This window comes from Mesorhizobium sp. RCC_202 (assembly GCF_041355295.1).
In the GTDB taxonomy this organism is placed as follows: domain Bacteria; phylum Pseudomonadota; class Alphaproteobacteria; order Rhizobiales; family Rhizobiaceae; genus Mesorhizobium.
This window is the reverse complement of the sequence record NZ_JBFUPO010000022.1, coordinates 28,161-53,167: the sequence shown is the minus strand read 5'-3', so window position 1 is coordinate 53,167 and position 25,007 is coordinate 28,161. Positions and strand designations below refer to the sequence as shown.

The window sequence follows — 25,007 nt, the reverse complement described above, 5'->3', positions numbered from 1 at the left end:
ACTCCGTGGAGCAAAAGTCCGCCAGCAAACCACACCGCCTGAGCTAATGGTTGCGCTTCTCCCACAAGGGGAGAAGGTGAAAGCTTACTGCTTCAGCACATCCGCCCACTCCGGGTGGCGGCGGAACTGCGCGTTGGCGAAGGGGCAGAGCGGGATGATCTTCTTGCCGGCGGCGCGCGCGTCCCCGACCGCGCGGGTGACGAGGCGAAGCCCCGCACCCTGGCCGCGAAACGCGTCCGGCACCTCGGTGTGATCGATGATGAGCTGGTGCTCGCCGATCTTGGTGAAGGTCATCTCGGCCTCGGCGCCGCCCGGGCCGCGTATCACGTAGCGTCCCTTGGAGCCACGGTCTTCCAATTCGATCTCGGGCAGCTGGTCAGCCATTGTCTTTGCCTCCTTCAGCGGGCGCGAGGGCAAAAAGCCGCCGTGCCGCTTCGATTTCATTCGGCTGCACCTCGTGCCCGCCATCGTGCCATTCCACTGTGACATCGGCGCCGTCGGCGCGCAAATAGGCTTCCAGACGCGAGGTCAGGTTCGGCGGGCAGATCGGGTCGCGCCTGCCCGCCGTGATCAGCATATGCCGGCCGGCGAGGCTGCCCTGAACCTGCGGCTCGAACGGGATCAGCGGATGCATCAACGCCGTGGCATCGAACATAGTCGGCTGCGCGAACACCACCGATGCCAGGATGTTGGCGCCGTTGGAATAGCCTAGCCCGAACACCGCCGACGGCTTTGCCGCCTCGACATGCGTCTTGACGAAGCCGGCCATCTTTTCCGTCGCCCGTGCCAGATCGTCCATGTCGTAGACGCCCTCGCCGGTGCGGCGGAAGAAACGCGCCGCGCCATATTCGGACACGTCGCCACGCGGCGACACGATGGTCGCCGCCGGCAGCAGCTCGCGCCCAAAAGTCAGGAGCTGATTTTCGTCGGCCCCGGTGCCGTGGAAGACGAACAGCAGCGGGCCGCCCGGCGAGCCGGGCAGCACTTTGTGGATGTAGGCGTCCCTGTTCATCGCCTTAGCCTTCCAGCTTCTGCAGGTGCTCTTCGAGATAGGGCCGCAGATGCTGGTGCTGCATGGGCAGCTTCAGCGCCTCGCCCAGATGCGCGGTATCTTCGTCGCGGTTGAAGCCCGGCTCGTTGGTCGACACTTCGAACAGCACGCCGCCCGGCGTGCGGAAATAGATCGCCCAGAAATAGTCGCGATCGATGACCGGCGTCACGCCGTAGCCTGTATCGATCAGCGCCTTGCGAACTTCCAGTTGCTTGGCGCGATCCTCGACGGCGAAGGCGACGTGATGCACCGAGCCGGCGCCGAGATTGGCAAAACCGGCGCCGGGCAGCGATTCGATGTCGACGACATCGGCGCCGTTGCCGTTCTTGATCGCCAGCCGGCGCGTGTTGCCTGATTTGTCGACTTCCTCATAGCCCATGAACTTCAGCAGTTCCTCGGTGGCGCCGCCGTCCTTCAGCCTGAGCGAAACCGAGTGGAAGCCGCGGATCGCCTCGTCGCCGGGAACGCCGCCCTTGACCCAGGGCGCCCGGATGTCGGCCTTGTCCTCGACCAGCGCGAAACTGTCGCCGTCGGGACCGGTGAAAGTCAGCCGCTTCTCGCCGAAGCTCTCCGCACGGGCGACATTGCCGACACCCTCGTCGGTGAAGCGCTTTTCCCAATAGCCGAGCGTGCCCTCGGGCACCGAGAACACCGTCGTGCCGACCTCGCCGACCCCATGCCGGCCCTTGGCGATATCGGGGAACGGGAAATAGGTCATGACCGAGCCCGGCGTGCCGAACTCATCGGCATAGTAGAGATGGTAGACGTCCGGCGCGTCGAAATTGACCGTCTTCTTGACCCGGCGCAGGCCGAGCTTTTGGGTGAAGAACTCATTGTTGCGGCGCGCATCGCTGGCCATCGAGGTGACGTGATGCAGCCCCTGGATCTGATTGAGCATGATGGTGCTCCTTCCTTTGTCTTTCTGCGGCCCCTTGCCGCTCTCCACGCCAATATGAGGATAGTGACGGCCGCGGCAAAGCGGGCAAACACAGAATGGACTGTGCAGTAAAAGTGAACGAATGGGCCGGACCCGTTCACCATTCGATGATCGAGCTTGCCTTGCAAAACCGGCAATTTTCCGCTCCATCTGCGGCCGCGCATCCATGAGGAGACGATCTTGAACCTGCACGGCCGGCCGAATGTTCTCCTCGTCACCTGCGACCAGTGGCGCGGCGATTGCCTCTCGGCCGCCGGCCATCCTGTGGTGAAAACGCCGAATGCGGACGTGCTTGCCGCCGAGGGCGTTCTGTTTCGCCGGCACTATGGCGGCGCCGCGCCCTGCTCGCCGGCCCGCGCCTGTCTCTATACCGGCCTCTACCAGATGAACAATCGCGTCTGCCGCAACGGCACACCGCTCGATTCCCGCCACGGCAACATCGCGCTCGCCGCGCGGGCGGCAGGTTACGATCCGACGCTATTCGGCTACACCGATGTCTCGCTCGATCCGCGCCTGCTCGCCGACAATGACCCACGCCTGCGCAGCTACGAAGGCGTGCTGCCCGGTTTCACCGTGCGGCAGGCTCTGCCGGAACATCAGAAACAATGGCTGTCCTGGCTGCGCGCGCAAGGCACCGACACCAGCGCGGGCAGCCCGGACATCCATCGTCCAGCCGCCGGGCAAGCCAAGAGCGATGTGACCAACGCGCCGCCAGTCTATTCGAAAGATCAGACGCCGACGGCGTTTCTCGCTGGCGAGTTCATCCGCTGGCTCGGCGAGCAGGAACAAGGCGCGCCATGGTTCGCGCATATCTCCTTCATCAGCCCGCACCCCCCCTTCATCGTGCCTGCGCCCTACAACACGATGTATGATCCGGCCGACGGTCCGGCGTTCAAACGCGCGGCGGATTGGCAGGCGGAGGCCGCCGGCCATCCCTACCTCGCCTACGATATGGGGCGGCAGAAACGGACCAAATTCGTTCCAGGTATCGAGGATAAGGTGCCCGACTGGAGCGAGGAAAACTTCCGCCGCATCCGCGCAATCTATTACGGCATGATTTCGGAGGTCGACGCCCAGCTCGGCCGCATCTGGCAGGCGATCAAAACCGCCGGCGCCTGGGACGACACGGTGGTCGTGCTCACCTCCGACCATGCCGAGATGATGGGCGACCACTTCATGCTCGGCAAAGGCGGCTTCTTCGACGCCAGCTACCACATTCCGTTGGTCATCCGCGATCCAAGGCGCAAGGCAACGGCGGGCTCATCCGTTGACCGCTTCTCCGAAGCTGTCGACATCTTCCCGACCTTGCTCGACTTGATCGGCGCCAAGCCGCAACCGCATCTCGACGGCAGGTCGCTCACGCCATGGCTGGATGGCGAGAAACCAACCGACTGGCGCGACGCCGCACATTGGGAATTCGATTTTCGCTCTGTCGCCGCGGGCGAGGCAGAACGCTATTTCGGCATCGACTCGCGGCAATGCAACCTTGCCGTCATCCGCTCCGGCGATTTCAAATACGTCCATTTCGGCGGCGGCCTGCCGTCGTTGTTGTTCGATCTGAATAAGGATCCCGGCGAACTCAACAATGTCGCGAATGATCCTGCATATCTGCCAGCGCGGCTGGAATTCGCCGAAAGGCTGCTTGCCTGGCGCGCCCGCCATCTCGACCAGTCGCTGGCCTTGGCGGAGCTGACGGAGGATGGGGTGGTTGGATATGTGAGTAGGGGGAGTAAGGGAGTAGGAAGTAGGAAGTAGGAAGTAGGAAGTAGGAAGAGACAACGGCCGATTCGATGCTTGGCCAGCATCTCTTCCCTTACTCCCCTACTCCCTTACTCCCCTACTCCCCTACTCCCCTACTCCCCTACTCCCCTATTCCCCTATTCCCCTACTCCCCTATTCCCCTATTCCCCTATTCCCCTATTCCCTTACTTCAACATCATCCGCTGCTGGTCGCGGTTGGCGGCGTAACTGCTCTTGTCATAGGCGGTTTGCGCCTGCAGTTGCTCCTTGGTGAAGTTGGTATACAGGTACCTCTTGCCGTTCTTGTCGGTCATGAACTTGAGCTTGTCCATGCCGACCGCCACTTCCTTGGCCCCGATGCCGAGGAAGCCGCCGACATCGATGACCACCGCGTCCGGCTTATTGTCGGGCGTCAGCACGACGTCACCGATGGACCCGATCTTGGCGTCGTTGGCGCCATAGACCGTCGTGCCCTTCAGATCATCGCCCCTGATATTGCCCATTGGCATCTCGGTCAGCGTCGACTTGTCGATCGAAGCGGTCTTGGTTTGGTCCGTGGCGGAAGCGCTGGTATCGGCAGGCTTGTTTTCAGCCGTGGTTTGAGCCGGCGGCGTTGCTGGCTTGGCCTCGGCCGTCGACTTTGCTGGCTCGACAGGCTTGGCGCCCTTGTCCGAAGTGGCATCGGATGCCGCCACGGCCGGCGTGGTCGTGGCCGGGGCCTCATTCCCTGCCGTCGTCGAGCCCGGAGCGGGATCATAGGCCTTGCGGTTGAACTCAGGCTGCGCCTGCAGTTCCTCCTTGGTGGTCTCGGCCACCAGCCAGCGGTTACCGTTCTTCTCCGCCCACTTGGCCTTGGCGAAGTCATAGGTGACATTCTTCGTGCCGATGCCGAGGAAGCCGCCGACGCCGATCACCAGCGAGTCCGCCTTACCGTCCTTGGCAAGCACGATGTCCTTGACGTCGCCGATCTTCTGGGCATCGTCCGCCGTGCCGTTATAGACCTCCTCGCCCATGATATTGGAAGCGAGGTTGCCATCGGCTTTCTTCATCGGCTCTGCCGGCTGCGCAGCCGCTTGCTTCTGGGTTCCCGTCGTATCGGTCGCCGCAGGCTGCGTCGCATCGGTGGCCTGTGCCGGCGCCGGATCGTACGGCTTGCGGTCGAAAGCAGGCTGCGCGGTCAGCTCGTCCTTGGTGGTCGTCGCCACCAGCCAACGGTCGCCGTTCTTTTCGGCCCACTGCAGCTTGGCGTACTCGAAGGCCACATCCTTCTTGCCGACGCCAAGAAAACCGCCGACGCCGATGATGGCGGACTTGGCTTTGCCGCCGCCGTCGAAGACGATGTCGTCGACCTTGCCGATGTTCTGGGCATCGTTGCCGGTGCCGTTGTAGACCGACTCGCCGATGATATTGGTCATCAATGCGCCCTCGGCGGGCGTTACGGGTGCGGGGTTTGTCGCCGCCGGCGCATCAGCCGGCGCCGGTGTTGCGGTCTGGGCAAAAGCGCCGGTTGCAAGCAGGGTTGCAAGGGCGGTCGTGGCGAAAAGCGTGCGGATCATGACTGTCTCTCCTCGTGCCTTATTCATGCGCGCCGTGCATCGATCCCAACGGAAAGGGCAGGCCGACGCGGCGCGTTCGACAGGTTCACAACGTCGTGACAATGGCCTTGTTCCCAAAAAGCCCGGACCTTGCCGCCGCTCTGGACACCTGACCTTCCATGGAACCTTTGCACCGCTGTCTTCGTTGCAGCCTGCGGCTGAGCGGTATTTTGTCTCAAAGCCCAAAGGGATTGAGAAGGAAGGCGGGTGGGCATGCGGTTTGCTGCGGTGCTGAACCAGGACGGCGGCACGTTGCGCACGATCGATATCGCCGCCTTTTCCGAACGGATCCGCCAGACGCTTGAAGCGACCGGACATTCCGTCCAGGTCGACATAGTTGCTGGCCGTGAGGTTGCGGCAGCGTTGGAAAAAGCGATCGCCAGGCGCAACGTCGACGTGGTTCTCGCCGGAGGCGGCGATGGTACGATTTCCACTGCGGCAGCGCTTCTAATGAACAAGAAGAAGGCCTTGGCCATATTGCCTGCCGGTACGATGAATCTCTTCGCGCGCGGCTTGAGTATCCCGCAGACGCTTGACGCAGCTCTGAAATCTTTCGCCGACGGCCAAGTGATGGCCGTAGACATGGCGACCGCCAACGGCCAGCCCTTCGTGCATCAGTTTTCGATCGGCATGCATGCCAGGATGGTTCAACTGCGCGAGAAAATGGACTTCGCCTCCCGCCTCGGCAAGATTCATGCGTCGGTTCGCGCCGCATGGGCGACGATCAAGCGTCCGCCGGCGCTTAGAGTGAGCCTCACCGTCGGCAAGGCCGAGATCGTCACCCGCACGACCGGCATCGGCATCTCCAACAATCTGTTCGGCGAAGGCCACCTGCCTTATGCCGACAACCCCGCCGGCGGCGTGCTTGGCATCTATGTCAGCGTCGCGCGCAAACGCCACCACCTCGCGCAGCTGTTGCTTGACATGCTGCGCGGCCGTTGGCGCCAAAGCGCCCATATTGAAGTTCATCAAGCCGACAAGGTGGTGTTGAAGATCCATTCGCCGACCAGGAAGTTCAGTGCCGTCATGGATGGCGAACTGATCCGGCTGGAGCGCGAAACGACGATAGAAATTCACCCCGGCGCTCTGAACGTGCTCGTTCCCGCAAGCAATACGCAGGCAAAGGCGGCATGATGCAACGATCAGCCGCCCTGGGTGGGTTTTTGTTCGGCAGGCGGCGCTTGCGGCATGGTCTGCTGGGTCCTCGGGGATTTGATGAGTTCGCCGTAAATCTCCACCCCGCCCCATGCAATGAAGGCCAGCAACAGCCCGGCAATGAGTATCCTGAGCGCATGCCAGCCCCAATGCCCCTGGCGGGCTTTGTCTTCAGGTACGATCTTGGTCATTCTTGGCCTCTATACTGCGGCGCGGTGGGCGATTTGAACCCGACACGTTGGGGTAACGGATCCTGTCCGCGAAGGTTCCGGACCCGGCTGGCGACGTTCAAGCGGTCGTCCGCGATCGGGGAACGTGGCGTTTGAGGGAACAGTGAGCAGCAAGGCGCAAAGACTGCCGGCCGATGTCAGTCAGGTTGTCGAGGATGCGGACCGGCTTGCCGTGCTGCGCGGCCTCGATGCCATTGATACGGCGGCCGATGCCGATTTCGACCGCATCACCGCGCTTGCGGCGGCCATCATCGAAGCGCCTGTCGCCCTGGTGACCTTGCTCGATACCGATCGGCAGTGGTTCAAATCGCGGATCGGCCTCGACGCCAAGGAAACCGCAACCGACATCTCGTTCTGCGCCCATGCCATCGCCGCCGGCGACGACGCGATGGTGGTGACCGACGCGACGCTGGACCCCCGTTTTGTCCGCAGTCCGTTGGTGACCGGCCCGGAGCATATCCGTTTCTACGCCGGCGTGCCGATAGTGGTCGCTGGCGCCAGGATCGGCACGCTTTGCGTGCTCGATCGGGAGATGAAGGCGGCCCCGCCCGCCGACAGGCTCGCGCAGTTGAAGACACTCGCCGACCTGGCGGCCAGCCTGTTCACCCTCAAGGACGCCAACCGCAACGGCGCCATCGCCAAGGCCGAGCTGGCGCGCGAGGAAAAGCGTCGCGCCATCGCGCTCGATGCCGCTTCGCTGGCGAGCTGGGTGTGGGATGTCCGCACCGATATCATCGACTGCGACGTGCTGATGGCCGAGCTTTTCAACCTGCCGCCGTCGAACCGGCTCAAGGCGCGCGACATCCTGCGCGCCATCGATCCGCGCGACGTCTACCAGACCGAGACGCGCTTCCGCGATGCACTGAGCGGCAGCGACGATTACTTTGGCGAATATCGGGTGACGGGATTCGACCCTCCGCGCTGGATCGCCACGCGCGGACGTGTCGTCGAACGCGACAGCGATGGCAAGCCGACCCTGATCTTCGGCGTCAACTACGACATTACCGAGCGCAAGCTGGGCGACGAGCGGCAGCGTCTGCTGCTTCGCGAGCTCAACCATCGCGTCAAGAATACACTCGCGACCGTGCAGGCGCTGGCGACACAGACGGTGCGCCACGCCCGCCAGCCAAGCGAATTCCTCGAGGCCTTCAGCGCCAGGCTGCAGGCGCTTGGCGCCGCCCACAGCATGCTTTCCGACCGCGAATGGCGCGGCATCGGCATCAGCGAGCTGGCGCGCACAGAGGTGAAACCTTTCGAAACCGGCGACAAGCCGCGCATCGCGATTTCAGGCCCCGATCTCCTGCTCTCGCCGGATCAAGCGGTAGGGCTTGGCCTGATCCTGCACGAGCTTGCCAGCAATGCGCTGAAATACGGCTCGCTGACGTCGCCATCCGGCAAGGTCGATCTCGACTGGAAGACGCAGAGCCGCAAAGGGGCGCGGCGGCTGGTGCTCACCTGGCGCGAAAGCGGCGGGCCACAGGTCGCGCCCCCCGACCGTCACGGCTTCGGCTCGATCCTGATCCGCCGCAGCCTGGCCAAGGTCATCGACAGCGAGGTCACGCACGAATTTCGGCCAGGCGGTGTCTTTGCCGAAATATCGATGTCGCTCGAACACGCCTTGAAGTAAGGCGCTTTTACGTTTCGTCAGGATCGCGCTTAGGCGGCCTGGGTTTGGTATTCTCGCGATAGACGGCGTAGGCGAGCGCCGCCAGCGCCGGCGCGGCGAGAACGCCGAGCCCGCCTTTGCTTTTGGCAAGGACCGGAAGCAGCGCAAGCGCCGCGGTAATCCCCATTGCCGTCATATCGGCCTGTCGCCGTCGTGCCCGGCGCCTGCTGCGCATGCTGACCACCAGCTTGCGGATAACAAGGATCAGCCCGGCAATTACCAGGAAACCGACGCCGAAGCCGAGGCTGGTCGCCAACGGTCCATAGCGCGCCGTCAGCCAGATATAGGCAGCGCCGATGAGGAAACCGACACCGCACAGCGCGAACAGGCCGGCAAGTCCGTAGAGGATTGCTGTTGTCCGCGCTCTTTGCACGGCAGCCATGGCCTCCCCCGATGCAAGGCCCGAAATCAGCGAAATCAGCGACCCCATCTCAGATCAGCGTCGGGTAAGAAGCGCGAAAAGGAAGCCCACGCCCGCCGCGATCGCCAACGACGTCACCGGCTTTTCGCGCACTCTTGCGATGATCTGCGCTTCGATATCCTCGGCGCTGCCGCGCACATTCTCGAAAGCCGCTTCGCCTTGGGCACGCAACTGCTCGACACCCTCGGCTGCCGCGCGTCGCGCCGCGCCATAGCCATGCTCGCCGGTCTTGGCGAGCTGCTTGGTCAGCTTTTCGATATCGGCCTTCAATTGCTGGATGTCGGCCTCGAGGTCGGCGGTGTTGGGGTCTGCGGTCGCGGATTTGCCAGCAGCGGTTGCCATTCTCTAACTCCTTGCGTTTGCTTCAATTTCAACGCCGGACCCATGCCAAGGTTCCGGTACGCCCAAGTCTAATGCCTAGATCAGCGGCCTGCGGTCCTCGCCCATGCCTTCCCATCGGGCGAGAGCCTTGAGCCCATCATAATTAATGACCTCGCAGCCGCCATCGCGCCAGACAAGCAGCTTGCGGTCCATCAGCTTGCGGATCGTCTTGTTGGTGTGGACGAGCGACAGGCCGAGCGTGTCGGCAATATGCTGCTGCGTGATCGGGATTTGCACTGGCGTCTTGCCGTTGAGGCCGGCGCTGCGGGCACGGCTGACGATGAAGGCGATGAGGTACGCGGCACGCTCCAGCGCTGTGCGCCGGCCGATGCTGAGCAGATTCTCGTCCAGCATGCGTTCCTCGCGGGATGCCAGCCATGTGATGTCGTAGGCGAGCCCGGGATGATTGCGATAGAGTTCGGGCAACTGCTCGCGTTCGAACACGCACAATAGCATCGGCGACAGGGCTTCGACCGAGTGCTGCATCTCGCCCATCAGGCTGCCTTGCAGGCCGATGAGATCGCCAGGCATGGAATAATTGAGGATCTGCCGGCGCCCGTCGGACAAAAGCTTGTAGCGGAAAGCCCAGCCGGAAAGCACGGTGTAGAGGTGAGCGCTATGACTGCCTTCGACCAGCACCGTCGCGCCCTTGTCGACGGCAAGCTCGCCTTTCTTGAAGGTGCTGACGAACGACAATTCCTGCTTTTCAAACGCGCGAAAAGCCGGCAAAGGCCGAAGCGGGCACTTTTCGCAGGGGTATTGACGAGTGGCGACGGAACGTGCGTTTTGACTGGACATTTCGACCCCTCTTCGAAATCCCTGCCCTTCTGGGCGCACAGGAACGTTCGAGACCGATCCAGGTTCCGCAAGGCAGGGAGCCCATGTCTTTTTTAAATGACACGGCGCCAGATTCCGCGCATGAGTGCGGCCCGCCGCGGAGACACCAACAAATTGCCAGCATTGCTTGACGGACTGCGCATCCTCGTCCTGGAAGACGAATTTCTGATCGCGATGGATGTCGAGCAGCTTTGCCGCGACCATGGCGCCAGCGACGTGACGATCGCGCGCGAGATCGGCGAGGTCGATGGCCAGGCGCTGTCATCACGCTTCGATGCGGCCGTTGTCGATCTGATGCTCGGCGGCGTCTCGACATTGGACTTCGCCGCGCGGTTGCGCAGCGAAGCCGTGCCGTTTGTGTTCGCATCGGGTTATTCGGATTCCGACGAAGTCAACGTTTCGTTCCCGGACGTCAGGCTAGTGACCAAGCCCTACTCGGGCGACGATCTGATCGAAGCGGTGGCCATAGCCTGCGGGCGCGCGAAGGCGGCCTGACAGGCCGGCTCAGGCGGCGTTCGACCCGGTCACCTGCGCCGAAATCGCGTCCGGCCCGAATTCGTCCTCCCCCGAAATCTTGAGGATCTCCTGCAGCCTGCTGCGCGCCCGGCTGACCCGGCTCTTGATCGTGCCGACTGCGCAGCCGCAGATTTCAGCTGCCTCTTCATAGGAGAAGCCGGACGCGCCGATCAGGATGATAGCTTCGCGCTGATCCTCGGGCAGTTGCTCGAGCGCGCCGCGAAAATCCTTGAGGTCGAGCTGGCCGTGCTGTGCCGGGTGAACAGCGAGCCGGGCGGTCATGATGCCGTCGCTGTCCTGCACCTCGCGGCCGCGCTTGCGCATCTGCGAATAGAATTCGTTGCGCAGGATGGTGAACAGCCAGGCCTTGAGGTTGGTGCCCGGCTGGAAGCTCTCGTGCTTGTCCCAGGCCTTGACCAGCGTCTCCTGGACGAGGTCGTCGGCCTTGTCGGCATTCTGGGTCAGCGACACCGCGAAAGCGCGCAGGCTCGGTATCGCGCCGAGCAACTCGGTCTTGAAGCTCTGGGAAACCGCCATGCCTCAATCCTTTTTCTGGGCAGGTTCGGTCTGCTCCAGCTGACTGAGCAACTGAGCGAAACGGTCCGGCACATTGTCCGAGACCAGTTCGTCATAATATTGCTTGAGCTTGCGGGCGATTTCTGAATTCGCGCCGAGCGGATTGCCTTCGGCGATCCGGTGCCTGTTTGCGGCGCCAGCCGTGGTATCTTTTGACATTTCTTTCATAGTCGCCCTAGTTTCCAGCATCGAACCGCTCTTCGACTTCAAACCACAACGCAAGCGGAACCTTCGTCTGGTTGCCCATCCCGACCCCCGAAACGCTCGCCTGCTAATTTAGTTCCACAGCCGGCGGAACTTTTTCTGAAAGCCGGCGTTGGTTTGCAGGGGCTTGCAATCAGTCTGGCCTGTCAGAGCAACAACGTCATCTGAGGGAGACGTAAAATATGAGTTTGTCCGCAACCATCGCTCCGCACCTGCCATTCCTGCGCCGCTTCTCGCGCGCCGTGTCAGGGTCCCAGGAGAGCGGTGACGCGCTGGTCGCCGCAATGCTGGAAGCCATCATCGCCGATATCGATATTTTCCCCACTGCCTCCAGTGACCGCATCGCGCTGTATAAGGTGTTCGCCAAGCTGTTCACGTCCGTAGCCATCCGCGTGCCACAGGAACACGCGCAGACCGCGTGGGAACAGCGCGCGGCCGCCAATCTCAATGCGATCGCGCCGCAGCCCCGGCAGGCCTTCCTCCTGGTCGCCGTCGAGGGCTTCAGCGAGGACGAGGCGGCTGAAATCCTCGATGTCGAAGAGGATGAGTTCTCCGAGCTGCTTGCCCAGGCGAGCAACGAGATTTCCCGCCAGGTCGCGACCGATGTCCTGATCATCGAGGACGAGCCGCTGATTGCCATGGACATCGAGGAGATGGTCGAAAGCCTCGGTCACCGTGTGGTCGGCACGGCGCGCACGCACGCCGAAGCGGTAGCCATGTTCGGCAAGACGCGTCCAAAAATGGTTCTGGCCGACATCCAGCTGGCCGATGGCAGTTCCGGCATCGAGGCCGTGAACGAGATCCTGTCCTCGACGCCGGTGCCGGTGATCTTCATCACCGCCTTCCCCGAGCGCCTTTTGACGGGCGAGCGGCCGGAACCGGCCTTTCTGGTGACCAAGCCGTTCAATCCCGACATGGTCAAGGCCCTGATCAGCCAGGCGCTTTTCTTTGATCGGCAAGCCAAGGCCGCAGCCTGATCGGTCCCGCCACTACCATTGAAAATCCGGTGCGAGGCCTTGTGCCTCGCACGACGTCATGCGTACCCCTACCCTGAAAAAGCCTGCTTCCGGGGGATCGTCTTTTTCGGCGAATGGTGGAACAAACGCCACCGAGCCACGTTCTTTTCCGGACAGAAGAAGGAGACGCATCATGCTGTACTGGGCGCTCGTATTTCTCGTAGTCGCGATCATTGCCGGCGCGCTTGGCTTCGGCGGCATAGCCGGCACCTCGGCCGGCATCGCGCAGATATTGTTCTTCATCTTCCTGGCCTTCCTGGTCATCTCTCTGATCGCCGGCCTCTTCAGGAGAGCCTGACATCAGACATCGAACACTGGAAGCCGCACCCCTCAAACGGTTTCCAGCCACCGCCGGGCGGTGCCTCAAAAGGGCGCCGTCCGGCGGACCGTTTTTAGGGCTTGCAATTCCGAGCCGTCGAACCGGATCAGGAACTTCTTCTGGAGAGAGCCGTTCCAGCCTGAGTGCAGGAAGTGTTCGATGCGTTCCAAGGCCTCAAAGGAAGATGAATCCGAAAAGAAGGATGGCGACACCGTCCCCGACGGCGACGTCATCGCAATGCATCCGGCTGAAAATGGAATGCAAGTCGGACGGGCGTTGCTTCATGCGCTTCACAACGCTGGAATTTCCGTTCTCTATCAGGACCGGGAGTTGAAGACTGTCTGGGCGCGCAACATGCGCGCGCGCTGGGCGGCCGAAACCGCCGACCGCGACGACCTGCTTGCGCCGGCGCAGTTCCAACGCATAAGCGCCGTCAAACGCCAGGTGGTCGAATCCGGCAATGCCGAGCAGCTCGAACTCAGCATTCCAGGCAGCCATGGCGTGCGCTGGTTCCAGCTATGGGTCGACGCCGATCGCGGCGATGCGGGAGACGTGCTTGGCGTTGTCACCACCATGGTCGAGACGACGGAGCAGAAGCGCCGCGAGCAGACACTCAAGACCTTGCTGCGCGAAGTCAGCCACCGGTCGAAGAATCTGCTGGCGATCATCCAAAGCATTGCCACCCAGACTGGACGCTACACCGAAACGCTCGATGAGTTCCTGGCGCGGTTTCGAGGTCGGCTGCAGTCGCTGGCATCCTCGCAGGATCTCGTCACTTCTTCCAACTGGCGGGGAGCAGCGTTCCAGGAACTCGTATCCGGTCAGGTCGGTCGCTATAGTAGCGACCCGGCGCGCAGCCTGCGGCTTGCCGGCGAAAATCCCTATCTCAATCCCAACGCCGCCTTGCATGTCGGTCTGGCGATGCATGAGTTGGCCGTGAACTCCGTGGCCTACGGGGCGCTGTCACAGCCCGATGGCCATGTCGAGGTCAGCGCGAAGCTTGAGGCCGATGGCGTGATTTCGCCCAGCCTTTTGCTGACCTGGACCGAAGCGATCGGCGACGCGCCACCCCACGAAAAGCGCTTTGGCAGCGTGGCGCTGGAGCGGGTCGTGCCGCTATCGCTGAATGGCTCCGCGACGCTCGAAATCGGCGCAAGCCGTCTGCAGTATCGCCTGACCGTCCCACGCGGCAATTTCGAGACCGATTGATCCCTTGCCAGGCTTGCCGGCGAAGGCCTTTAACCGGCTGTTCACCATAAAGTCCGATCCTATGTTCCCGGCTGACAACGGTGCGCCGGAAACCCATCCGCGCCCCGCTGCGCGACCTGGGAGCTGAAGATGATGGTTGCCGACATGAACAGGCTGGAGCAGGCTGCCCGCGTCTCGATGAGCGGCTTCCAGGATCCCGAGCCACCGCCGGCGCCGCGATCATCTCATCTTTCGCTTCGTCTGGCGGCGGTGGCGCTTCTTGCGGCCGTAGCGCTGACGGCCGTCTGGCAGCTGTTTTGATCCCTGCCATCCTGCTTTGTTTCGACTAAAGTTCGGCAGAGGAACTTTTAGCAGGCACGGCTCGTTGTTGGCGGCGAGAGGACTGCCGCCATGGAACATATCGCCGCACTGCTGTTTGTCGTCGGCTGCTCAAATGCCATGACCGATTGTCGCGAGCTCAACGTGCCTGTGAGCGTCTTCGAGACCCAGGAAGCCTGCACAGCCGAAAGACCCTTCGCGCTGGGCGATCTGCAAGGTCGGGCGCCCCGCATCGTGGGCGAGTGCCTTGCTGTCGACCCCGCGCTTGAAGACGACTACGACCAGATCGTCTGGAACGTGCGGCCAGATGGCATGCTCGACGCGTCGCTTGAGGTTTCCGGAACGCTGCTCGCTTCTGCAAGCATGCGCCCCGAAAAAGACTATCTTAGTCAACAATAAGATAGGTTGGGCAAAGGCCGCTTTTTCATGCTAAATGGTTGCTGGCGTTGCCAAAAGTGAGGACAAAAGTGAGGAGCAATTCTATGCGGAAAATGATGATTGCGATGGTTGCCGTGGTCGCTGTCAGCGGCTGCACCAGCACCGAGCAGGACGTCGTCGGCGGCGGCCTGATCGGCGCCGGCATCGGCGGCCTGGTCGGCGGCGGCAAGGGTGCGCTGGTCGGCGCGGCTGTCGGAGCCGGCTCTGGTTTGTTGTACCGTAACGTGCAGACTGGCCGCTGCAAGTATCGCCGCCGTGACGGTACGATCCACTGGGCTCGCTGCAATTAATTCAGCATCGGGAAAGGCTCGAGGGACGGTTGCCGACCCTCGAGCCTTTCCTTTTGATTCGAGCCTTTTCGCCCACCATCGGGTTCTCCAGAGCAATTCCAGGAAAAGTGTGATCGGTTTTCCGTCCAGAATTGCGTCAAAGAGTTAGAGCTCAGCCGCTCAGCGGAATTCTGATCTCCACTGTCAGCCCGTCGGCCTGAAAATCGCGCTTGATCGTGCCGCGCAATTCGCGCGTGACGTTGAGGTCGATCAGCTTGGTGCCGAAACCGGTCTTGGTCGGCGCCTCAAGGTTTTTCTGCCCTGCCTCGCGCCAGTTGAGCACCAATAGGCGCTCTTTGTCCCGGCCTTCAACCCGCCAGTCCACCTTGAGCGCACCGACGGCGTTACCGGCTTCGCCGTATTTCAGCGCGTTGGTCGCGAGTTCATGGAAGGTCAGTCCGAGCGCCTGCGTCGTCGTCTCGTCGAGCAGTACCTGCGCCCCGGACAATACCCCTTCTGGAAGATCCTTGCCGAACACCTGCCCGAGCTCGATGCGCAGCAGATCGCCCAGGTCCGCCTTCTGCCAGCGCGAGCGCGTCAGCATGTCCTGCGAGGCCGCCATCGCCTGGAGACGCGCCGAGAATGACCTGAAAACTCCTTCACATCGGTGGCATGGGAGGCCGTCTGGCGCGCGATCGCCAGCACGCGCGTGATCGAATTCTTGATACGATGCTTCATCTCCTGCAGGATCAGGTCCTTTTCCAGCAGGCTCTTCTCGGTCGCCTCGTGCAGCGCCGATTTTGCGTCATAGGCGCGCTCCTGATAGCGCGCCACCAGGGCGATGGTGCCAGCAAGCAGCAGGCCCAGCAGCCCGAGCATCACAGGGATGAAGCGCGAGGACGGCGCAGAGAAGGCGCTTGTTGGCCGGAAAAGCAGGGTCCACGGCCGACCGGCCACGACAATATCGCGCCGCGCCACAAGCTTTCCGCCGATGGCTTCGACCGGTGGTGCCTCCGACCGGAACAGCAGCTTACCCGCCTCTGGTTTGCCGTCATAAACCTCGACATTGACCGGCAGCAGGGGTGATCGGCTGAGCGCGACCTGGAACAGGTCGCTGGCCCGGAACGCAGCATAAAGAAAGCCGGCGGTGGAGGAGCGGCTTGCGTTGATGACGTCGGGAGCGGTCTCCACGTTCAGCCGCACGAAAACCAGGAATCCCGTGAAAGTTTGCGTCACGCCGACGCCCTGGCCAAGCTGGACCAGGCCGCTCGCATGCTGCTGGTCGTCGCCCATTGCCTTTTCGATCGCCGCCCGCCGGACCGGCTCGCTGAACATGTCAAAGCCGAGGATCGACTGGTTGGACGTATCGAGCGGCTCGAACAGCACGATCGGCGTGCGCCATTGTTCGGTGGTGGCGGGAAAGATCGGGTGGGCGGAGCCATGATCGTGCAGGATGTCGCGTTCGACCGCCGCCTCGTCGCCGGTCTTGGCGAGCCTGAGGAAGCCGATGCCGCGCAGGCCCGCGAAATTGTCTTCGATATCGAGCGCGGTGAAGAAGGCCTTGAATTCGCCGCGCGTGATATCGCCATTGCGGGCATCGAACAGCGCCTGCGTCGAACGCAGCAGCGACAGATGCAGGTCGATGCGGCTTTCGATGCGGTTGAGCGCGTCGTCGGCGGTGCCCTCGAACTTGATCCGCGCCGCTTCCTGCGTCGCGAAATAGGCAAACCCCGCCATCGTGAGGCTGATCAGCGCGACGGCGATGAACGCGACGATAGGGAAGAATCTTTTCAACAGCCGAGTCCAGAAAGGTCGGGCCTTTATGGGCAAGTCCGGCCAACAACACAATGGCGGGGTCAAACCATCTCGGCGCCTGGCCTATCTGCACGCTGAAAAGTAGCCGGCTAACTTATCGCTATGCGGCTGCCTTCAGCTCGCTAATGCGGCTGTCTTCAGCTCGCTACGCGGCGATTTTCAGCGCGCCGGGACCAGGAATGGCGCCAGGCGGAACTTTGCCGAGGATGATCATGCCAAGCACCTCGTCCTGAGTGACGTCGCTGGTGCGGGCGGTGCCGACCACCTGACCGTTCTTCATCACGCAGACCCGGTCGGCGAGCTCGAACACGTCATGGATGTCGTGGCTGATCAGGAAGATGCCGATGCCGTCGGCCTTGAGCTGCTTGACCAGCTCGCCGACCTGCGCCGTCTCTTGCGGCCCGAGCGCAGCGGTCGGCTCGTCCATGATCAGGATGCGGGCATTGAACAGGATGGCGCGCGCGATCGCCACGGATTGCCGCTGGCCGCCCGACAGCTTCACCACCGGCTCCTTGAAGCGCTGGAAGCGCGGGTTGAGCCGGCCCATGACCTTGCGTGCCTCGGCCTCCATGGCGACGTCATCGAGCGTCCCCCAGGCCGTCATCAGCTCACGCCCGAGGAAGAGGTTGGCTGCGGCATCGACGTTGTCGGCCAGCGCCAGCGTCTGGTAGATCGTCTCGACGCCGTATTTCTTGGCGTCACGCGGATTGGAGATCGAAGCCTCCTCGCCGTTGATGAAGATCTGGCCAGCATCGCGTTTGTAGGCGCCGGACAGGATCTTGATCAGCGTCGACTTGCCGGCGCCGTTGTGACCGAGCAGCGCCATCACTTCCCCGGGAAAGAGATCGACGGACGCGTCGTCGACGGCGCGGATGCCGCCGAAGGCGATCGAGACGTTGCGCATGTCGACCAGCGGCACGCCTGCGGGAGCGGTTTGTTCAGCCATGAGACGTTCTCCTCCCTAAAAATTATGCTCGAGCATGATCTTGTCCGAAAACCGGGGTCCACTTTTCGGGATCATGCTCAGACGCGCTTGCGATACATGGTGTCGAGCCACACCGCGATGACCAGCACGGCGCCGACGACGATGCTTTGCAGCGGCGAGTCGACACCGAGCAGCACCATGCCGGACTGCAGCGATTGCATCAAAAGGGCGCCGAGCATGGCGCCGATGATCGTTCCCGAGCCGCCGGCGAGCGACGTGCCGCCGATGACGGCCGCGGCTATGACCAGCAGCTCATCGAGCGTTCCAAGCACGTTGGTGGACGAGTTCTGCCGGGCCGACGAGATCGCCGCCGCGATTGTGGCCAGCACGCCCATGATCATGAACACTTTCATGGTGATCCAGCGCGTGTTGATGCCGGCAAGGTTGGCGGCCTCCGGATTGCCGCCGATGGCAAAGACATAGCGGCCGAAACGGGTTCGGTTGCTGACGAAGGTCATGATCAGTCCGACGGCGATCGCCATCAGCACCGGGATCGCGATGCCATGCGCGATGAACAGGCCGCCCTCGGGCACGGTGATGTTGTTGGCGGCGGCATAGCGGTTCACGATGCCGACCGGCCAGGGGTAGGAATTGGCGAGCCACACCGCGCCCATGATAACCGCGCAGGTGACCGCGCCGAGCAGCGTCTCGGCCCAGATCGGACGCAGCGGGAAGCGGAAACGCTTGCGCTGCACGCGGCCGTTGGACAGCGCGAACACCACGGCGAGGCAAGCGACGATGCCGACGACCCAGCTCCATGTTGCGCCGATCGATCCGGCCGGCCCGCCGCCCATCAGCTGGAATGTCGCATCGAGCGGCGCAACGGTCTGGCCGCTGGTGACCCACCACGCGGCGCCGCGCCAGATCAGCAGGCCGCCCAGCGTGACGATGAAAGCCGGCACTTCGAGATAGGCGATGATGAAACCCTGGAAGGCTCCGATCAGCAGCCCGAGCGCAAGGCCGATGAGCAGCGCCAGGACCCATATCCACGGATTGCCGAGTCCGAGCCCGACGAACCGGACCAGGAAATGCACTTGCGCAAAGCCCATGATCATGCCGATCACGCCTTCGGCGGAGCCGACGGACAGGTCGATGTTGCGCATGACGATGACCAGCACCATGCCCGACGCCATGATGGCGACGGCGGATGTCTGCACCGACAGGTTCCACAGATTGCGTGGCGTGAGAAAAGTGCGGCTGTCGAAATCGAGCGGATTGACGCCGAGGCGCAGGCTGGAAATGACATGCAGCCCGATCCAGATGATCAAAAGGGCACCGACCATGCCGAGCATGCGGGTGTCGATCTCGGTCGCCTTGAGGAACCGGGCAAGCATGCCGAGTTCCGACGCGCGCGCCGTGTCCGCCTGGGGGTTGGACGTCGTGTCGGTCATGATTTCCTCCCGCCGGCTTGCCCGTCTGACGCGGATGCCGGAACCGAGCCTAGAAGCTATCCGCGTGAAGCGGAAACACAAATCTTTGAGAAAACGCCGCGGCTTTCAGGCCGCGGCGCCAGGATTTGATCGAACGTCGGCAAACTTACTTGCAGGCCGCGACGCTGCCGGCGGCGACGCCCGCGCAGACTTCGTCCTTCTTGATCCAGCCGGCGTCGATGACGACGTTGAGATTGTCCTTGGTGATGGCGACCGGGGTCAGGAACAGCGACTTGACGGTGTTGCCGCCGGGCGTCGTGAAGTCCTTCACACCGGCGATGTCGGTCATCTTCTTGCCGCCGGCCAGCTGCGACGCGATCTCGGCGGCGTTCTTGCCGAGTTCGCGCGCGTCCTTCCACACCGACACGGTCTGCGTGCCGAGCGCGATGCGGTTCAGCGCGGCGTGGTCGCCATCCTGGCCCGAGACCGGCACGGTGCCGGCGAGACCCTGCGCCGTCAGCGCCGCGACGACGCCGCCGGCAGTGCCGTCATTGGCCGCGACGACCGCGTCGACCTTGTTGTCGTTGGCGGTCAGGAACTGTTCCATGTTCTTCTGCGCGTTGGCCGGCAGCCAGCCGTCCGTATAGGCTTCGCCGACATTCTTGATCTTGCCCGAGTCGATAGCCGCCTTCAGCACTTCCATCGAACCCGAGAACAGGAAGTCGGCGTTCGGGTCGGAGCCCGAGCCCTTGATGAAGACATAATTGCCTTCGGGCTTCGCCTTGAACACTTCGCGAGCCTGCATGCGGCCCACTTCCTTGTTGTCGAAGGTCAGGTAGAAGACGTCCTTGTTCTCGATCAGGCGGTCGTAGCCGACGACCGGAATGCCTTCGTCCAGAGCCTTCTGCACCGCCGGGCCGATGGCGGAGGCATCCTGCGCCAGGATGATCAGCGAGTTGGCACCCTGCGAGATCAGGCTTTCGACGTCGGTCAGCTGCTTGCCCGGATTGGACTGCGCGTCGGCCGAAATGTACTTGTCGCCGGCGGCTTCGATCGCTGCCTTCATCGCGGCTTCGTCGGTCTTCCAGCGCTCTTCCTGGAAGTTGGACCACGAAACGCCGATCACCTTGTCCTTCGCCTCGGCGACCGACGCCAGCGTCAGCGACATGGCGACACCCGCCAGAATGGCGGCTGTGAATTTCTTCATAATATCCTCCCTGCGCCGTGCGGCGCGACCAGACTAGCCCGAAGGCCGGCACAAAGGCCCTTTTTTTCGAGCCTCAAAAAAATACTGATGCAGCGATGAGGTGCTGTCAACAGCGATTCTGATGGGATCTGATGGCGCATGCTAATTTTTTCGAGGCCCGCAATAAATAATGACACGACTTCGCGCTTCTGCCACTATCCCTAGCGCGTCAACGACGGCCCATGGCATGATCACAAGGCCGCGATGACCGGGAGGATTGAGAGAACGATGTCGGTCGGGATCCGCCACGACGACCTGCGCCGGCGCAACCGCGCCATGGTGATCTCGGCTGTGCGCAGGGCCGGCCAGCCGTCACGAACCGAGATCGCCGCCACCACCGGGCTGAGCCACTCCACCATTTCGGCGATCTCCTCCGACCTGATCGGCGAAGGCATCCTGACCGAAAGCAAGGCCAGCGAAACCACATCGCTGAAACGCGGCCGGCCACAGATCGGCCTGGCGCTGAGCCCCGAGGCGGCGGCCGTGGTAACGGTGGTGCTGTCGCTGAATTTCCTCTCCGTCGCCGTCATCGACTATTCCGGCCATGTCGTTGCCGAGGAACAGCGGCGGGTCGACACGCTGACCATGCCGCGCGACGAGCTGGTCGGCGAATGCGTGGCAATCGTGCGGCGCAGGCTGGAAGACCCCGACCTTGATGTCGGCAGCGTCGCCCGCATCGCCATGGGCATTCAAGGCATCACCGATTCCCACGCCCGCGCCATGCTGTGGTCGCCGATCACGCCGCTGACCGACATTGCCTTTGCCGACATTCTGGAAAAGGAATTCGGCATTCCCGCGACCATGGAGAACGACTGCAACATGATGGCCATCGCCCTGCAGTGGCGTGACCCGGCCCGCTACCGCGACAATTTCATCGCTATCCTTTTATCGCATGGCATCGGCATGGGCTTGGTGCTGAAGGGTGAATTGTTCACCGGCACGCATTCCTCCGGCGGCGAGTTCGGCCACATGATCCACCGTCCCGGCGGCGCGCTCTGCCGCTGCGGCCGGCGCGGTTGCGTCGAAGCCTATGCCGGCAACTATGCCATCTGGCGCGCCGCCATGGGAGCGAGCGAAGACGCCGAGCCGACCGATGTCGGCGACCCCGAAATGCGGGCGCTCGCGGCAAAGGCGCGGCTCGAGGACGGTCCGGAACGTGAAGCCTACCGGCGCGCCGGCGAAGCGCTTGGCTTCGGTCTCGGCAGCCTGTTCGCGCTGATCGATCCGGCGCCTGTCGCCATGGTCGGCGTCAGCGCCGCCGCTTTCGACCTGATCGAGCCCGCCCTGCGTGAGACGATCGCCCAGACCGCCGGCGGCCAGCATTCCAGGTCGATTTCCTTCGACACCGAGCCCAACGAATTGCCGCTGATCCGCGAAGGCTGCGCCATGCGCGCGCTGACCTTCGTCGACCAGGAGATCTTCGCGCCGGGCGGGCAGGCGCGGGCAGGCAAGCACGTCGCATAGGGCGCGAGTGCAGGCGCGGGGATATGCTGAGATTCAGGTCAGGCCGAGTCGAGAATGGTAGGTTCCGAGAACCGGAACGGAGCGTACTTTAGGTACGTGAGTACCGGAAGCGCAGGAAGCTGCCATTCGCAGGCCGGCCTCACCTGAATATCAGCATATCCCCTAGTCTTCCCTGATCGCGTAGCCCGCCCCGCGTATGGTTCTAATGACGTCCGGCATGCGGCCATTGTTGACCGCCTTGCGCAGGCGGCCGACATGCACGTCGACCGTGCGTTCGTCGATGTAGATCGTCTCGCCCCAGACATTGTCGAGCAACTGGCTGCGCGAGAACACGCGGCCGGGGTGACGCATCATGAATTCGAGCAGCCGGAACTCGGTCGGCCCGAGCCGGATCTCGCTCTTCTTGCGATAGACGCGGTGCGATTCACGATCGAGCACGATGTCGCCGACCTTGAGCACGCTGGACAGCACTTCCGGCTTGGCGCGCCGCAGCAACGCCTTCACACGGGCCATGAATTCCGGCGTCGAGAACGGCTTGACCAGATAATCGTCGGCGCCGGTGGAGAGGCCCCGCACGCGGTCGCTTTCCTCGCCGCGCGCGGTCAGCATGATGATCGGCAGCCGCTCGGTCTCCGGCCGCATCCTGAGCCGGCGGCAAAGCTCGATGCCGGAAACCGCCGGCACCATCCAGTCGAGGACGAGCAGGTCTGGCACATTCTCTTGCAGGCGGATCTCGGCCTCGTCGCCGCGGCTCACCACCTCGACGTGATAACCTTCGGATTCGAGGTTGTAGCGGAGCAGCACCCCTAGCGGCTCCTCATCCTCCACCACCATGATGCGTGGCGCGATCATTGGGTAACCTTTTCGTCAGGCCGCCGGTGCTGGCATCGCCGTCTCGTCCTGCTTCGGACGGTTGGCGGGCAATTGCGTGCCGGTCAGGACATAATAAGCGTTTTCGGCGATGTTGGTCACGTGGTCGCCGATACGCTCCAGGTTCTTGGCGCAGAACAAGAGGTGCGTGCAAGCGGTGATGTTGCGCGGATCTTCCATCATATAGGTCAGGAGCTCGCGGAAGACGGAGGTGTATTTGACGTCGATGCGCTCGTCGTCGTTGCGAAGCTTGGCGAGCGCAGTGGCATCGCCAGCCGTATATTCCTGGATAACGGCCTGGACCTGGATCAGCACCATCTGCGCCATGCCGTCGATCGAATGCGAGAGGTCGCGTGGCGCGGCGCTGACGCCGACGGAGCCGACTCGCTTGGCGATGTTCTTGGCGAGATCGCCGATGCGCTCGAGGTCGCCGGCCATGCGGATAGCGCCGACAACGCTGCGCAGGTCGTCGGCCATCGGCTGGCGCTTGGCAATCAGCGTTATGGCGCGGTCGTCCAGTTCGCGCTGCCGCGCGTCCATGATCGCATCGTCGGAGACGACACGCTGCGCCATCGCGTTGTCGGATTCAAGCAGGGCCCTGGTCGAAGCACCGACCATGGAACCGGCAAGATCGCCCATATCGATGATCAGCCGGCTTATCTGCCTCAGATCCTCGTCGAAGGAAGCGACGGTATGTTCGGCCATAATGATGTCCTCGTATGAACTCAGCCGAAGCGGCCGGTGATGTAATCCTGCGTGCGCTTCTCACGCGGCGAGGTGAAGATCTTCTCGGTACGGTCGAACTCGATCAGCTCGCCCAGATACATGAACGCCGTCTGCCGCGACACGCGCGCCGCCTGCTGCATGTTGTGGGTGACGATGACGATCGTATACTCGGCCTGCAACTCGTCGATCAGTTCCTCGATCTTGGCGGTCGACAGCGGGTCGAGCGCCGAGGCCGGCTCGTCGAGCAGGATGACCTCGGGCTTCACCGCCACCGTGCGGGCGATGCACAGGCGCTGCTGCTGGCCGCCGGAGAGGCTGAGGCCGCTCGCGTTGAGCTTGTCCTTGACCTCGTTCCACAGCGCCGCGCGCTTCAGCGCCAGCTCGACGCGGTTGTCCATCTCGGCCTTGCTGATCTTCTCATACAGCCTGACGCCGAAGGCGATGTTCTCATAGATCGACATGGGGAACGGCGTCGGTTTCTGGAACACCATGCCGATCTTGGTGCGAAGCAGGTTCAAGTCCTGCGAGCGATCGAGGATGTTCTTGCCGTCGAGCAGCACCTGCCCTTCCGCGCTCTGCTTCGGATAGAGCTCGTAGATGCGGTTCAAGACGCGCAGCAGCGTCGACTTGCCGCAGCCCGACGGGCCGATGAAGGCGGTGACGCTGCGCTCGGGCAACGACAGGTTGATGTTCTTCAGCGCCTTCGACTGGCCATAGTAGAAGTTGAGGTCCTTGACCTCGATCTTGGCCTTCTCGACGGTCGTGTCGACTGCGTTCAGATCGGTGGACAACATCGGTTTCATCTGTCCTCTCTGCGTCCGGTCAGGCTGCGGGCAACAATGCTCAGCGCGAGAACCGTCAGGGTGATTATGAGTGCGCCCGTCCAGGCCAGTTGCTGCCATTCCTCATAGGGGCTGAGCGCGAACTGGAAGATGGTCACCGGCAGGCTGGCCATCGGGGCATTGAGATTGCTCGACCAGAACTGGTTGTTGAGCGCGGTGAAGAGCAGGGGTGCTGTCTCGCCGGAGATGCGGGCGATCGCCAGCAGGATGCCGGTGACGATACCCGACATTGCCGCGCGATAGGCGACCGAGCGGATGACCACCCAGCGCGGCGCGCCGATGGCGGTGCCTGCCTCGCGCAGCGCGTTGGGCACAAGGTTCAGCATGTCCTCGGTGGTGCGCACCACGACGGGGATCACCAGGATCGACAGCGCGACGGCGCCGGCGATCGCCGAGAAATGGCCCATCGGCCGCACCATCAGCTCATAGACGAACAGGCCGACGATGATCGAAGGCGCCGACAAAAGGATGTCGTTGATGAAACGCACCACGGTGGTCAGCTTCGAGAACCGCCCATACTCGGCCATGTAGGTGCCGGCCAGAACGCCGATCGGCGTGCCGACGAGAATGCCGATGATGGTCATCACGATGCTGCCGTAGATGGCGTTGAGCAGGCCGCCGGCATCGCCGGGCGGCGGTGTCATCTCGGTGAACACCGCCAGCGATACGCCGGACAGGCCCTTGTAGAGCAGCGCGCCGAGGATCAGCGCCAGCCAGGCGAGACCGATGCCGGCGGCGATGACGCACAGCGCCATCATCACGCCGTTCCTGCGCTTGCGGCTCTGGTGGAGGGACGAGGCTGTCGACATGG

The 25,007-nt window shown here is 62.9% G+C and carries 29 protein-coding genes and 1 pseudogene; 11 read left to right on the top strand and 19 right to left on the bottom strand.

The genetic code is table 11. The features are described from left to right. Positions 1–84 precede the first annotated feature (84 nt). The 3 genes from AB6802_RS30020 to AB6802_RS30010 are packed head-to-tail and all read right to left on the bottom strand — an operon-like array spanning position 85 to position 1,949. Complete coding sequence (locus AB6802_RS30020; protein ID WP_371013829.1) at positions 85–384, bottom strand: GNAT family N-acetyltransferase; 300 nt, start codon at positions 382–384, stop codon at positions 85–87. Continuing rightward, positions 377–1,012 (bottom strand): alpha/beta hydrolase, encoded by a 636-nt coding sequence (locus tag AB6802_RS30015; protein ID WP_371013828.1) that lies wholly within the window; start codon positions 1,010–1,012, stop codon positions 377–379. Before AB6802_RS30015 ends, AB6802_RS30020 begins: the two co-directional genes overlap by 8 nt. Before the next feature lie 4 nt (positions 1,013–1,016). Continuing rightward, complete coding sequence (locus AB6802_RS30010; protein WP_371013827.1) at positions 1,017–1,949, bottom strand: ring-cleaving dioxygenase; 933 nt, start codon at positions 1,947–1,949, stop codon at positions 1,017–1,019. A gap of 216 nt (positions 1,950–2,165) precedes the next feature. On the opposite strand from AB6802_RS30010, the gene AB6802_RS30005 reads away from it, so the two are divergent. Further along, a complete protein-coding gene (locus tag AB6802_RS30005) occupies positions 2,166–3,743 on the top strand; it encodes an alkaline phosphatase family protein (RefSeq protein ID WP_371013830.1) in 1,578 nt (525 codons plus the stop codon). 170 nt (positions 3,744–3,913) lie between these two features. On the opposite strand, the gene AB6802_RS30000 is transcribed toward AB6802_RS30005, so the two are convergent. Then, positions 3,914–5,284: a PRC-barrel domain-containing protein gene (locus AB6802_RS30000; RefSeq protein ID WP_371013826.1), complete on the bottom strand. Its 1,371-nt coding sequence runs from the start codon at positions 5,282–5,284 to the stop codon at positions 3,914–3,916. A 252-nt stretch (positions 5,285–5,536) separates the two neighbouring features. Here AB6802_RS30000 and AB6802_RS29995 point away from each other — a divergent pair, with 252 nt between their 5' ends. Further along, entirely contained in the window at positions 5,537–6,457 is a 921-nt protein-coding gene (locus tag AB6802_RS29995; protein ID WP_371013825.1) for a diacylglycerol kinase family protein, read from the top strand. A gap of 8 nt (positions 6,458–6,465) precedes the next feature. On the opposite strand, the gene AB6802_RS29990 is transcribed toward AB6802_RS29995, so the two are convergent. Then, a complete protein-coding gene (locus tag AB6802_RS29990) occupies positions 6,466–6,669 on the bottom strand; it encodes a hypothetical protein (RefSeq protein ID WP_371013824.1) in 204 nt (67 codons plus the stop codon). A gap of 142 nt (positions 6,670–6,811) precedes the next feature. Here AB6802_RS29990 and AB6802_RS29985 point away from each other — a divergent pair, with 142 nt between their 5' ends. After that, positions 6,812–8,335 (top strand): sensor histidine kinase, encoded by a 1,524-nt coding sequence (locus AB6802_RS29985; RefSeq protein ID WP_371013823.1) that lies wholly within the window; start codon positions 6,812–6,814, stop codon positions 8,333–8,335. A gap of 7 nt (positions 8,336–8,342) precedes the next feature. Here AB6802_RS29985 and AB6802_RS29980 read toward each other — a convergent pair whose 3' ends face one another. From AB6802_RS29980 to AB6802_RS29970, 3 genes are all read right to left on the bottom strand, one after another. Next, positions 8,343–8,804: a phage holin family protein gene (locus tag AB6802_RS29980; RefSeq protein ID WP_371013822.1), complete on the bottom strand. Its 462-nt coding sequence runs from the start codon at positions 8,802–8,804 to the stop codon at positions 8,343–8,345. Positions 8,805–8,810: 6 nt separating this feature from the next. Continuing rightward, positions 8,811–9,137: a YqjD family protein gene (locus AB6802_RS29975; protein WP_371013821.1), complete on the bottom strand. Its 327-nt coding sequence runs from the start codon at positions 9,135–9,137 to the stop codon at positions 8,811–8,813. 75 nt (positions 9,138–9,212) lie between these two features. Beyond that, positions 9,213–9,974: a Crp/Fnr family transcriptional regulator gene (locus tag AB6802_RS29970; RefSeq protein WP_371013820.1), complete on the bottom strand. Its 762-nt coding sequence runs from the start codon at positions 9,972–9,974 to the stop codon at positions 9,213–9,215. A gap of 153 nt (positions 9,975–10,127) precedes the next feature. On the opposite strand from AB6802_RS29970, the gene AB6802_RS29965 reads away from it, so the two are divergent. Then, positions 10,128–10,508, top strand: coding sequence for a response regulator (locus AB6802_RS29965; RefSeq protein WP_371013819.1), 381 nt, complete (start codon positions 10,128–10,130; stop codon positions 10,506–10,508). Between the two features lie 9 nt (positions 10,509–10,517). Here the strand turns inward: AB6802_RS29965 and AB6802_RS29960 are convergent, their stop codons facing one another. Together AB6802_RS29960 and AB6802_RS29955 are read right to left on the bottom strand one after the other, a co-directional pair. Next, the gene (locus AB6802_RS29960; protein WP_371013818.1) at positions 10,518–11,066 is read right to left on the bottom strand and encodes an RNA polymerase sigma factor; all 549 of its coding nucleotides are present in this window, start codon (positions 11,064–11,066) and stop codon (positions 10,518–10,520) included. Positions 11,067–11,069: 3 nt separating this feature from the next. Then, positions 11,070–11,273: a NepR family anti-sigma factor gene (locus AB6802_RS29955; protein ID WP_371013817.1), complete on the bottom strand. Its 204-nt coding sequence runs from the start codon at positions 11,271–11,273 to the stop codon at positions 11,070–11,072. 218 nt (positions 11,274–11,491) lie between these two features. On the opposite strand from AB6802_RS29955, the gene AB6802_RS29950 reads away from it, so the two are divergent. Together AB6802_RS29950 and AB6802_RS29945 are read left to right on the top strand one after the other, a co-directional pair. Next, positions 11,492–12,286 carry a response regulator gene (locus AB6802_RS29950; RefSeq protein WP_371013816.1) on the top strand — a complete coding sequence of 265 codons (795 nt, stop codon included), beginning with the start codon at positions 11,492–11,494 and terminating at the stop codon, positions 12,284–12,286. 172 nt (positions 12,287–12,458) lie between these two features. Continuing rightward, the gene (locus AB6802_RS29945; protein WP_018429836.1) at positions 12,459–12,623 is read left to right on the top strand and encodes a DUF1328 domain-containing protein; all 165 of its coding nucleotides are present in this window, start codon (positions 12,459–12,461) and stop codon (positions 12,621–12,623) included. A gap of 65 nt (positions 12,624–12,688) precedes the next feature. On the opposite strand, the gene AB6802_RS29940 is transcribed toward AB6802_RS29945, so the two are convergent. Then, a complete protein-coding gene (locus AB6802_RS29940; RefSeq protein WP_371013831.1) occupies positions 12,689–12,877 on the bottom strand; it encodes a hypothetical protein in 189 nt (62 codons plus the stop codon). Between AB6802_RS29940 and AB6802_RS29935 the strand changes: the two genes are divergently transcribed. The 4 genes from AB6802_RS29935 (at position 12,804) to AB6802_RS29920 (ending at position 14,899) form a co-directional block, all read left to right on the top strand. After that, on the top strand, positions 12,804–13,853 hold the full coding sequence (locus tag AB6802_RS29935) for a sensor histidine kinase (RefSeq protein ID WP_371013815.1): 1,050 nt from the start codon (positions 12,804–12,806) through the stop codon (positions 13,851–13,853). The genes AB6802_RS29940 and AB6802_RS29935 overlap by 74 nt on opposite strands. A 129-nt stretch (positions 13,854–13,982) precedes the next feature. Further along, a complete protein-coding gene (locus AB6802_RS29930) occupies positions 13,983–14,153 on the top strand; it encodes a hypothetical protein (protein ID WP_371013814.1) in 171 nt (56 codons plus the stop codon). 90 nt (positions 14,154–14,243) lie between these two features. Continuing rightward, entirely contained in the window at positions 14,244–14,570 is a 327-nt protein-coding gene (locus AB6802_RS29925) for a hypothetical protein (protein WP_371013813.1), read from the top strand. Between the two features lie 83 nt (positions 14,571–14,653). Next, positions 14,654–14,899, top strand: coding sequence for a YMGG-like glycine zipper-containing protein (locus tag AB6802_RS29920; RefSeq protein ID WP_371013812.1), 246 nt, complete (start codon positions 14,654–14,656; stop codon positions 14,897–14,899). 151 nt (positions 14,900–15,050) lie between these two features. On the opposite strand, the pseudogene AB6802_RS29915 reads toward AB6802_RS29920, so the two are convergent. The 4 genes and pseudogenes from AB6802_RS29915 to xylF all read right to left on the bottom strand — a co-directional run bounded on the left by AB6802_RS29915 (position 15,051) and on the right by xylF (position 20,255). Further along, positions 15,051–16,672: pseudogene (locus tag AB6802_RS29915) on the bottom strand (CHASE domain-containing protein). A gap of 166 nt (positions 16,673–16,838) precedes the next feature. Beyond that, complete coding sequence (locus AB6802_RS29910) at positions 16,839–17,639, bottom strand: ATP-binding cassette domain-containing protein (protein WP_371013811.1); 801 nt, start codon at positions 17,637–17,639, stop codon at positions 16,839–16,841. 77 nt (positions 17,640–17,716) lie between these two features. Beyond that, a complete protein-coding gene (locus tag AB6802_RS29905; RefSeq protein ID WP_371013810.1) occupies positions 17,717–19,069 on the bottom strand; it encodes a sugar ABC transporter permease in 1,353 nt (450 codons plus the stop codon). Positions 19,070–19,214: 145 nt separating this feature from the next. After that, positions 19,215–20,255 (bottom strand): D-xylose ABC transporter substrate-binding protein, encoded by a 1,041-nt coding sequence (xylF, locus tag AB6802_RS29900; protein WP_371013809.1) that lies wholly within the window; start codon positions 20,253–20,255, stop codon positions 19,215–19,217. Between the two features lie 267 nt (positions 20,256–20,522). Between xylF and AB6802_RS29895 the strand changes: the two genes are divergently transcribed. Continuing rightward, positions 20,523–21,758: an ROK family protein gene (locus tag AB6802_RS29895; protein ID WP_371013808.1), complete on the top strand. Its 1,236-nt coding sequence runs from the start codon at positions 20,523–20,525 to the stop codon at positions 21,756–21,758. 162 nt (positions 21,759–21,920) lie between these two features. On the opposite strand, the gene phoB is transcribed toward AB6802_RS29895, so the two are convergent. The 4 genes from phoB to pstA are packed head-to-tail and all read right to left on the bottom strand — an operon-like array spanning position 21,921 to position 25,005. Then, on the bottom strand, positions 21,921–22,610 hold the full coding sequence (gene phoB, locus AB6802_RS29890) for a phosphate regulon transcriptional regulator PhoB (RefSeq protein ID WP_371013807.1): 690 nt from the start codon (positions 22,608–22,610) through the stop codon (positions 21,921–21,923). Positions 22,611–22,625: 15 nt separating this feature from the next. Further along, positions 22,626–23,333: a phosphate signaling complex protein PhoU gene (gene phoU / locus AB6802_RS29885; protein ID WP_371013806.1), complete on the bottom strand. Its 708-nt coding sequence runs from the start codon at positions 23,331–23,333 to the stop codon at positions 22,626–22,628. 20 nt (positions 23,334–23,353) lie between these two features. Further along, entirely contained in the window at positions 23,354–24,157 is an 804-nt protein-coding gene (gene pstB / locus AB6802_RS29880; protein WP_371013805.1) for a phosphate ABC transporter ATP-binding protein PstB, read from the bottom strand. After that, positions 24,154–25,005 (bottom strand): phosphate ABC transporter permease PstA, encoded by an 852-nt coding sequence (gene pstA / locus AB6802_RS29875; protein ID WP_371013804.1) that lies wholly within the window; start codon positions 25,003–25,005, stop codon positions 24,154–24,156. Before pstA ends, pstB begins: the two co-directional genes overlap by 4 nt. Between the last annotated feature and the right edge of the window lie 2 nt (positions 25,006–25,007).

Excerpts from the sequence above, each read along its gene's own strand:
- AB6802_RS29995 (WP_371013825.1), top strand. The coding sequence starts at position 5,537 with ATGCGGTTTGCTGCGGTGCTGAACCAGGACGGCGGCACGTTGCGCACG.
- AB6802_RS29955 (WP_371013817.1), bottom strand. The coding sequence starts at position 11,273 with ATGAAAGAAATGTCAAAAGATACCACGGCTGGCGCCGCAAACAGGCAC.
- AB6802_RS30010 (WP_371013827.1), bottom strand. The coding sequence starts at position 1,949 with ATGCTCAATCAGATCCAGGGGCTGCATCACGTCACCTCGATGGCCAGC.
- phoB (WP_371013807.1), bottom strand. The coding sequence starts at position 22,610 with ATGATCGCGCCACGCATCATGGTGGTGGAGGATGAGGAGCCGCTAGGG.
- AB6802_RS29960 (WP_371013818.1), bottom strand. The coding sequence starts at position 11,066 with ATGGCGGTTTCCCAGAGCTTCAAGACCGAGTTGCTCGGCGCGATACCG.
- AB6802_RS30015 (WP_371013828.1), bottom strand. The coding sequence starts at position 1,012 with ATGAACAGGGACGCCTACATCCACAAAGTGCTGCCCGGCTCGCCGGGC.
- AB6802_RS29945 (WP_018429836.1), top strand. The coding sequence starts at position 12,459 with ATGCTGTACTGGGCGCTCGTATTTCTCGTAGTCGCGATCATTGCCGGC.
- AB6802_RS29920 (WP_371013812.1), top strand. The coding sequence starts at position 14,654 with ATGCGGAAAATGATGATTGCGATGGTTGCCGTGGTCGCTGTCAGCGGC.
- AB6802_RS29950 (WP_371013816.1), top strand. The coding sequence starts at position 11,492 with ATGAGTTTGTCCGCAACCATCGCTCCGCACCTGCCATTCCTGCGCCGC.
- pstB (WP_371013805.1), bottom strand. The coding sequence starts at position 24,157 with ATGAAACCGATGTTGTCCACCGATCTGAACGCAGTCGACACGACCGTC.
- AB6802_RS29980 (WP_371013822.1), bottom strand. The coding sequence starts at position 8,804 with ATGGGGTCGCTGATTTCGCTGATTTCGGGCCTTGCATCGGGGGAGGCC.
- AB6802_RS29935 (WP_371013815.1), top strand. The coding sequence starts at position 12,804 with ATGCGTTCCAAGGCCTCAAAGGAAGATGAATCCGAAAAGAAGGATGGC.
- AB6802_RS29895 (WP_371013808.1), top strand. The coding sequence starts at position 20,523 with ATGTCGGTCGGGATCCGCCACGACGACCTGCGCCGGCGCAACCGCGCC.
- AB6802_RS29990 (WP_371013824.1), bottom strand. The coding sequence starts at position 6,669 with ATGACCAAGATCGTACCTGAAGACAAAGCCCGCCAGGGGCATTGGGGC.
- AB6802_RS29975 (WP_371013821.1), bottom strand. The coding sequence starts at position 9,137 with ATGGCAACCGCTGCTGGCAAATCCGCGACCGCAGACCCCAACACCGCC.
- AB6802_RS30000 (WP_371013826.1), bottom strand. The coding sequence starts at position 5,284 with ATGATCCGCACGCTTTTCGCCACGACCGCCCTTGCAACCCTGCTTGCA.
- AB6802_RS29940 (WP_371013831.1), bottom strand. The coding sequence starts at position 12,877 with ATGACGTCGCCGTCGGGGACGGTGTCGCCATCCTTCTTTTCGGATTCA.
- phoU (WP_371013806.1), bottom strand. The coding sequence starts at position 23,333 with ATGGCCGAACATACCGTCGCTTCCTTCGACGAGGATCTGAGGCAGATA.
- AB6802_RS29970 (WP_371013820.1), bottom strand. The coding sequence starts at position 9,974 with ATGTCCAGTCAAAACGCACGTTCCGTCGCCACTCGTCAATACCCCTGC.
- pstA (WP_371013804.1), bottom strand. The coding sequence starts at position 25,005 with ATGTCGACAGCCTCGTCCCTCCACCAGAGCCGCAAGCGCAGGAACGGC.
- AB6802_RS29910 (WP_371013811.1), bottom strand. The coding sequence starts at position 17,639 with ATGGCTGAACAAACCGCTCCCGCAGGCGTGCCGCTGGTCGACATGCGC.
- AB6802_RS29905 (WP_371013810.1), bottom strand. The coding sequence starts at position 19,069 with ATGACCGACACGACGTCCAACCCCCAGGCGGACACGGCGCGCGCGTCG.
- xylF (WP_371013809.1), bottom strand. The coding sequence starts at position 20,255 with ATGAAGAAATTCACAGCCGCCATTCTGGCGGGTGTCGCCATGTCGCTG.
- AB6802_RS29930 (WP_371013814.1), top strand. The coding sequence starts at position 13,983 with ATGATGGTTGCCGACATGAACAGGCTGGAGCAGGCTGCCCGCGTCTCG.
- AB6802_RS29925 (WP_371013813.1), top strand. The coding sequence starts at position 14,244 with ATGGAACATATCGCCGCACTGCTGTTTGTCGTCGGCTGCTCAAATGCC.
- AB6802_RS30020 (WP_371013829.1), bottom strand. The coding sequence starts at position 384 with ATGGCTGACCAGCTGCCCGAGATCGAATTGGAAGACCGTGGCTCCAAG.